Genomic DNA, 6,151 nt, shown 5'->3' with positions numbered 1-6,151 from the left:
AATTAAGAACCTTGTTGGAAAACAGGGATTACTGGACTACGAGAGAAGTTTTGGAGTTAATAAAGGAAAAATATGGTGTAGAGTATTCACAGAAACAAATAGGAGTTATACTGCATAGTTTTAATATGTATCATTCAAAACCATATACTCTTGACTACAGAAGACCTGAAAACGCTGAGGAAATTTTAAAAAAAGTTAATAGAAGCAATTCCAGCATATATTGGTCCAGATGATCAATATATCATAGGTTTTCTGGATGAATCTTCACCACAAACAAATGCAAATACGCAACAATTATGGTCATTTAAAAAGCCTTTAATGATTAAGAATACAGATTATATAAAGGCAAATGCATTTGCCTTTTATTCTATCAACGGTAGAAATCTCATCGATTTTATGGAAGGCTCAAAAGCAGAAAACGTATGTGAGTTCCTAAAGAGAATTGTGGAACAGAATCCAAAAAAGAAAATAATTCTTGTTCTGGATAATTCAAAATCACATAAAGCTAATAGAACGGTAAGAAAAGCAAGAGAATTAAAATAACACTTGTGTTTCTTCCTCCTTATTCACCAGATTTAAATCCTGTAGAATTTGTATGGAAAACGATAAAAAGAGATATCTGTCAGATTTATTCAATCAAAAGAACATTTGAGAAATAGTATCAAAAATGAATTTATGAAAGTGGAAAATTCATTATCGTTTGCAAAGAAATGAATGGAAACTTTCAACCTACAAATAAAAAGTATAATTTGTTAAGTCAGAATCTATATTAGTCCATGGTTCAACGGTTTATCGTTGGATAAAACGAGCTGAAAATGAAGGCTTTTTTGGTATGATTTGGGAACTAAACAGAATACATATTTTTTCTTAAAATCATTACTCAAATTTAATAGAGACATTAAATCAAAGATAATTCTTCTACTGGACAGAGCTCCATGGCATAGATCAAAAAAGGCACAGGAATTCTTTCAAAAAAACAAACAGTGGTTGAAAATAATGTATTTTCCTCAAGCTACTCCAGATAGAAACCAAACAGAATACTGTTGGAAAGTGGCAAGAGAAGACTTAACGTCAATAAAATAATTCAAAAATACTAAAGTATTGAAAGAAGAACTGGAGGAATTTTGGGAGAAAAAACATACATTTAAACATAAAATGTCGCATTATTTAAAGTGGTGACTATAATTGCAAAAATTGCATCTGGCTTCCAGAAGCCTGACGGGCTAACTGTTGTTAGGCCCGAAAATGTAAGAGAATTTCTTTTTCTGTTGCTGGTCTCAAAAATTCAAGGAATAGGGGAAAAGACAGCTGATACACTGAAATCAATGGGACTAAGCAGGGTAGAAGAACTTGCAAACTGTGATGTACAGATTCTTTCGGGAAAGTTCGGAAAAATGGGGCTCCGCATGAAACAACTGGCAAACGGGTTTGATTTTGGGAGGTTCAGGAAAAGGAAAGTGTAAAATCAATCAGTAGGCACGGAACCTTTGCTGAAGATACCAATGACCCTATAAAGATCATCGGGTCTCTGGACTTGCTTGCGGAAAGTGTGCACAGTTCCCTCCTCAAAAACAGGCTATTTTTCAAAACCGTAACCCTTACCGTGCGTTTCGAGGATTTTTCTACTTATAAACGCTCAAAAACCATCTCAATCTGGACTTTGGACATCTTTGTGATCAAAAGGACAGCCCTGCAGCTTCTCTCCAAATTCATAGGAAATCGAAAGCTCAGGCTAGTAGGCATAAGAATCACCAAGCTCTGCGAAAGGGACGAAAAGCAAACCTTGATTACGGATTTTTAATGATTTTTATTTCAAGTGCAAACCTTTTCAAAAAAGGTTTGATCGAAAATCCCTTGCAACGTTTGAGTTTGAGAACCTTAACCCCAAACCCTATCGGCGTGATCAACCGGCGCAACGGTTGCAGCTCAACNNCGGCGCAACGGTTGCGGCCCAACGGTTGCATTTGAAACTCTCATACTTATATTTTAATAATAGAAAACCAATTAGGTTTGATGAAAAAAGCTGTAAAGATGGCTCTGGCCCTTCTCATAATTGCTGTCCTGACTGTGCTTATTGCTTATGCTACACTTCCTTATTTAAATTATATTTTTGGGGCCCTGATCCTTTTTGTTATATTCCGACCTCTTTATCATTTTCTCGTAGGAAGAATAAGACTTCGGAAACAATTTGCATCTGTACTAGTTATAATAATTTCTATTTTTGTTGTACTGATTCCTCTTTACTTTCTTTTGAATACAATTATCGGCGAAATCGAGCAGCTTTTAGTTGATAAGACATTGATTATCGCATCTATTGAGGCTGGAGGCCACTTTTTAGCTGACTTTCTCTCAAGGCTGAATATTCCTGTAGGCGTATTCCAGACCAAAATCGAAGAAAAAGCAATGGAACTTGCCTCACAGGCCGTTAATTACACGAGCGTGTTCATTGTGGGATCAATCCAGAGCCTGAGCCAGCAGTCCATCGGGCTATTGATAATGTACTTTATGCTCTATTACCTCTTTACAGGAGAAGATTCGGACTTTATGCGCCAGGTCTCTGTTGCAGTTCCTTTCAATGAAGAAAATACAGCCACTTTGCTGGAGGAATTCCGAAAAATTGTTCGGACGACTCTTATCGCCAGCGGGGCAGTTGCTCTTGTCCAGGGTGGAATTCTGACCATAGTATTTCTTATCTTTAATATCCAGGGAGCTTTCCTCTGGGGTTTCATTGCAGGGATTCTATCCTTTTTGCCAGTTGTCGGATCACCTCTTGTCTGGGTTCCTGCAACTATTGTCCAGTTTTTCCAGGAGGACTATACCGCAGCGATCGCTATACTTGCAGCCGGGCTTTTTATAAGTGTTATTGACAACTTCCTCAGGCCCATTATCCAGAAAAGAGTTGGAGAAATCCATCCATTTCTATCCCTGCTTGGGGTTGTTATAGGGATATCCCTTTTCGGGCTGCTAGGAATCGTTATAGGCCCTCTTCTGCTCTCCTACTTTGTTCTAACCGTACAGATGTTTTCCAGAGAATACCTTTCTGGAAAGGAGTAAAACGTGCAGATCGAAATACTCGGGTGTGAGTCTTTTGGGGCAAGATCCCTTGCCTGCGTTGTAAAGACGGATGAGAGGACGATCCTTATCGATCCCGGGGTTGCACTTGCACGCTTACGTTCAGGTCTGCTTCCCCACCCGAGAGAGGTTGCTGCTGCTTTCAGGATAAGAGAAAAAGTTCTTTCTGCGGTTGGACAGGCTACAGATATTGTTATCAGCCATTTTCACGGAGACCATATGCCAATGAGAGCTGAAGATCCGTATCAACTCCCGATGGAAGCCCTCCCTTCCCTTGACGGGATAAACTTCTGGTGTAAAGGCCCGGAAAAAATCTCAGGTCTGTCTTCAAAACGGAGGCATGAACTCTCGGATTTTCTGGGTTTTTCTCTCCCAGCTTCGGAAGGTAGGAAGTCTGGCAGTATGGAGTTTTCTTCTCCTGTCCCTCACGGAGCCAGAGATAAAGGCTTTGGGACTGTTATGATGACCCGAATCTGTGAGGGAGACGAGGTTTTTGTCCATAGTTCGGACATCCAGCTTCTGGACAGGGAAGTCGTCCTTAAGGTACTTGCCTGGGAACCCACAATTGTTTTTGCCTCAGGCCCTCCTCTTTATCTTTCACACCGTGTTCCTGAGGCAGGAAAAGAGGCCTCGGAAAATGCTCTCCTTCTGGCTAGGCATGTAGATACCCTGATTCTGGACCATCATTTGCTCAGGTCTTTTGAAGGGTATAGCTGGTTAAAAGAGCTGGCTGGAAAGGTTGAAAGCCGAGTACTCTGCGCTGCAGAATTTATGGGAAGAACACCTGAACTTCTTGAGGCTCAGAGGAAAAACCTTTATGAAAAAACGCCCGTGACTTCAGGCTGGCACGAAGCCTATGCAAAGGGTAAAGCAGGTTTTGAGGAATTTCTCTGACAAGGCGGCTGGAAAGAATATAAACACCGCTGTTTCTCTGGAGCAGATGGGCTCACAGGTTGGTTTTTAAAATCCCTATTTTATTTGGTCAGGGCACGCCGGTATAATTATTGATATATGCATTGGGTGTGATTGTCTATATTATGCGTGGGTGTAATTATCTATATTCTTAATTTGTTCGGAGCGCTGTTCATAATAATCATAGAGTTCTTTTCCCCAGGCCAGAGCGTTTGGCTCAAAGCAGATCACATACTTTCGGTCAAAGACCGTACTTTTTGGGAAAAGGGCCATTGCCATGAAATTATCCGCCGCTACGACAGCAGGTATCCTTTCACAGTCCGTGCAGACAAAAAGCTTAGCATTTTCTTTTTTAAGGTATTGTTCAGTTTGTTCCCTGTAATCTTCAACCCATCTTTTCAGGATGGACTCAGGGAGTACGAGCGATATCGGGATTCCTTTTTCGGCAATTTCCAGGTAAAAAGAAGGGAAAAGCGGGTGGAAATATGAAATTGCAACCTTCAGCTCTTTTGCCATCCGGACGTTTTTGACGTATTCCGGGATCATCTCAAACATATATTCTACCTGAGGTTCGATTATAGTGCAGTGCCCAAGCTCGCTAATTCTTCGCAGGAGAATAGGTGGAATCTCGTTCACTTCCCGTTCTGCCCAGTAATTTGCATTTTCTTCGATGACGGCAAGAGTATCCACAAGAGGTTTCATCTTCTCAACCACAACTCTGCCTATCTCGCTCAGCTTATAGATGTTTTTTTCCTGGACTACCAAGTGCTGCTCTTTGAGCTTTTTTACTTGGGGCTGGACTGCGGTTGCACTGGCATTAAGGGCTTTTTTTATTGTTACAATATCCTTTGGCCCTTCAAGCAGAAGAAGTAGCACATTTTTCCTTTTTTCAGAGAGAAGGATAAGATCGAGTAGATTGTTTTCCATATTATGCACCTTAACCGGCTGCCTGCAGGCTTGTAAATGTATTAAAGTTTCGTAAATTTGGAGAAGATTTGCAATAAAGGAAGCCTAATACTAAAAACTGAGGTATACTAATGTTTTCTATAAAACTTGAAAATTAATCGTTAATATATTTTTCTCTTCAATTTATAAGTACCATGCATTTTCATCCAATTCTTTTTTCCGGTAAGTACCTTTTTCCTAAGGAAATCTCAACTCAGAAACTCAATTTCAAAATGCATATTTATTTGACGAATTGTATATACACCGTTGTACACCGTTGATTCTAATATTATAGTGAATTTTCTTGGATTGCCTTCTGGCGGAATCTACAAGTACCTCAATATCTGGGCTGGAAACAGTGTTTTTGGAGATTCAAATAATATTGCAAATGCAGTCATAAATTTCAAGGTTGAAAAAACCTAGATTCAGGATAAAATATCGACAAATCTTCAATTACTCTTAACAGGTGCAGTGACAAGAAATGGAGTCAGCTTTCAACCAACTTCTAAGGAGAAGATGACAAGTACTTGTACTTTACAGCTAAAACACCTGGATTCTCTCCTTTTGCAATAACTGGTAAAACTACAGCAACAGGGACTACAGTACAGCCTGCAACTGGAAATAAAACACCTTCATCAGTGGATGATACACAAAATAATGCTGGAAATACAACAGCAAACATCGACCAGACACCTGAGAGAACTCAAAGCTCAAACATCTCTGGGAAAGAAGGCACTAAAACGCTTTATTTTGAAATAACCTCTGGTATTGTCTGTCTGTTTAACGTATTCTTGTACAAAAGAAGATAAAAAGAGTGAAGATGCAAGTAGTATAGAGTCTTTGATCAAACATGATAGATAGAATGATTTACCTTATTATAGTTTCCAACGCAACTTATTACACGTATTAGCGCCTATATTCTCTTATGGCGGGGAAGGAACAAATTCTTATTGATCGAAAGGTAACTCTTGATGAGATCAACTCTTTAATCAAGCATGAAAACAACTCAAGAGTGCTTAAAAGGCTCTATTTTGTCAAATTTATACTTTTGGGAGATTCTGTAGAAGACGCCTCTACTAAAGTTGGAGTGACTAAGAACAGGATAGAAAACAGGATATTATTGCCAAGAAGATTGGAATAAAGGCGGGTATGCCGCCTTAATACCAAATTTTGGTGGAGGAAGAAAATCCAAGCTTACCGATGAGCAAATAAAAGAATTAAG

At 39.5% G+C, this 6,151-nt stretch carries 7 protein-coding genes and 3 pseudogenes (1 of these 10 cut by a window edge); 9 read left to right on the top strand and 1 reads right to left on the bottom strand.

Features of this window, described 5'->3' with window-relative positions:
* The 6 genes and pseudogenes from BP621_RS16720 to BP621_RS16695 form a co-directional block, all read left to right on the top strand.
* Positions 1-714: pseudogene (locus BP621_RS16720) on the top strand (IS630 family transposase); the annotation flags it as partial.
* A gap of 111 nt (positions 715-825) precedes the next feature.
* Positions 826-1,179, top strand: a pseudogene (locus BP621_RS16715) (transposase); the annotation flags it as partial.
* Positions 1,173-1,463 (top strand): hypothetical protein, encoded by a 291-nt coding sequence (locus tag BP621_RS16710; protein WP_292391855.1) that lies wholly within the window; start codon positions 1,173-1,175, stop codon positions 1,461-1,463. The pseudogene BP621_RS16715 and the gene BP621_RS16710, both read left to right, overlap by 7 nt.
* A gap of 5 nt (positions 1,464-1,468) precedes the next feature.
* Positions 1,469-1,801, top strand: a complete 333-nt coding sequence (locus BP621_RS16705; protein ID WP_349682094.1) for a hypothetical protein — start codon at positions 1,469-1,471, stop codon at positions 1,799-1,801.
* A 212-nt stretch (positions 1,802-2,013) separates the two neighbouring features.
* On the top strand, positions 2,014-3,054 hold the full coding sequence (locus BP621_RS16700) for an AI-2E family transporter (protein ID WP_292391854.1): 1,041 nt from the start codon (positions 2,014-2,016) through the stop codon (positions 3,052-3,054).
* A gap of 3 nt (positions 3,055-3,057) precedes the next feature.
* Positions 3,058-3,966, top strand: a complete 909-nt coding sequence (locus BP621_RS16695; protein ID WP_292391853.1) for an MBL fold metallo-hydrolase — start codon at positions 3,058-3,060, stop codon at positions 3,964-3,966.
* A gap of 141 nt (positions 3,967-4,107) precedes the next feature.
* Here BP621_RS16695 and BP621_RS16690 read toward each other — a convergent pair whose 3' ends face one another.
* Positions 4,108-4,911 carry a helix-turn-helix transcriptional regulator gene (locus BP621_RS16690; RefSeq protein WP_292391851.1) on the bottom strand — a complete coding sequence of 268 codons (804 nt, stop codon included), beginning with the start codon at positions 4,909-4,911 and terminating at the stop codon, positions 4,108-4,110.
* A gap of 285 nt (positions 4,912-5,196) precedes the next feature.
* Between BP621_RS16690 and BP621_RS16685 the strand changes: the two genes are divergently transcribed.
* From BP621_RS16685 to BP621_RS16675, 3 genes and pseudogenes are all read left to right on the top strand, one after another.
* A complete protein-coding gene (locus BP621_RS16685) occupies positions 5,197-5,352 on the top strand; it encodes a PGF-pre-PGF domain-containing protein (RefSeq protein WP_292391850.1) in 156 nt (51 codons plus the stop codon).
* Between the two features lie 104 nt (positions 5,353-5,456).
* Entirely contained in the window at positions 5,457-5,738 is a 282-nt protein-coding gene (locus BP621_RS16680) for a hypothetical protein (RefSeq protein ID WP_292391849.1), read from the top strand.
* 116 nt (positions 5,739-5,854) lie between these two features.
* A pseudogene (locus BP621_RS16675) lies at positions 5,855-6,151 on the top strand (helix-turn-helix domain-containing protein); its annotated part runs 126 nt beyond the window's last position; the annotation flags it as partial.

This window comes from Methanosarcina sp. UBA5 (genome assembly GCF_002505485.1).
Lineage (GTDB): Archaea > Halobacteriota > Methanosarcinia > Methanosarcinales > Methanosarcinaceae > Methanosarcina.
Note: the sequence above shows the minus strand (reverse complement) of the source record. Positions and strands in the feature narration are given on the sequence as shown.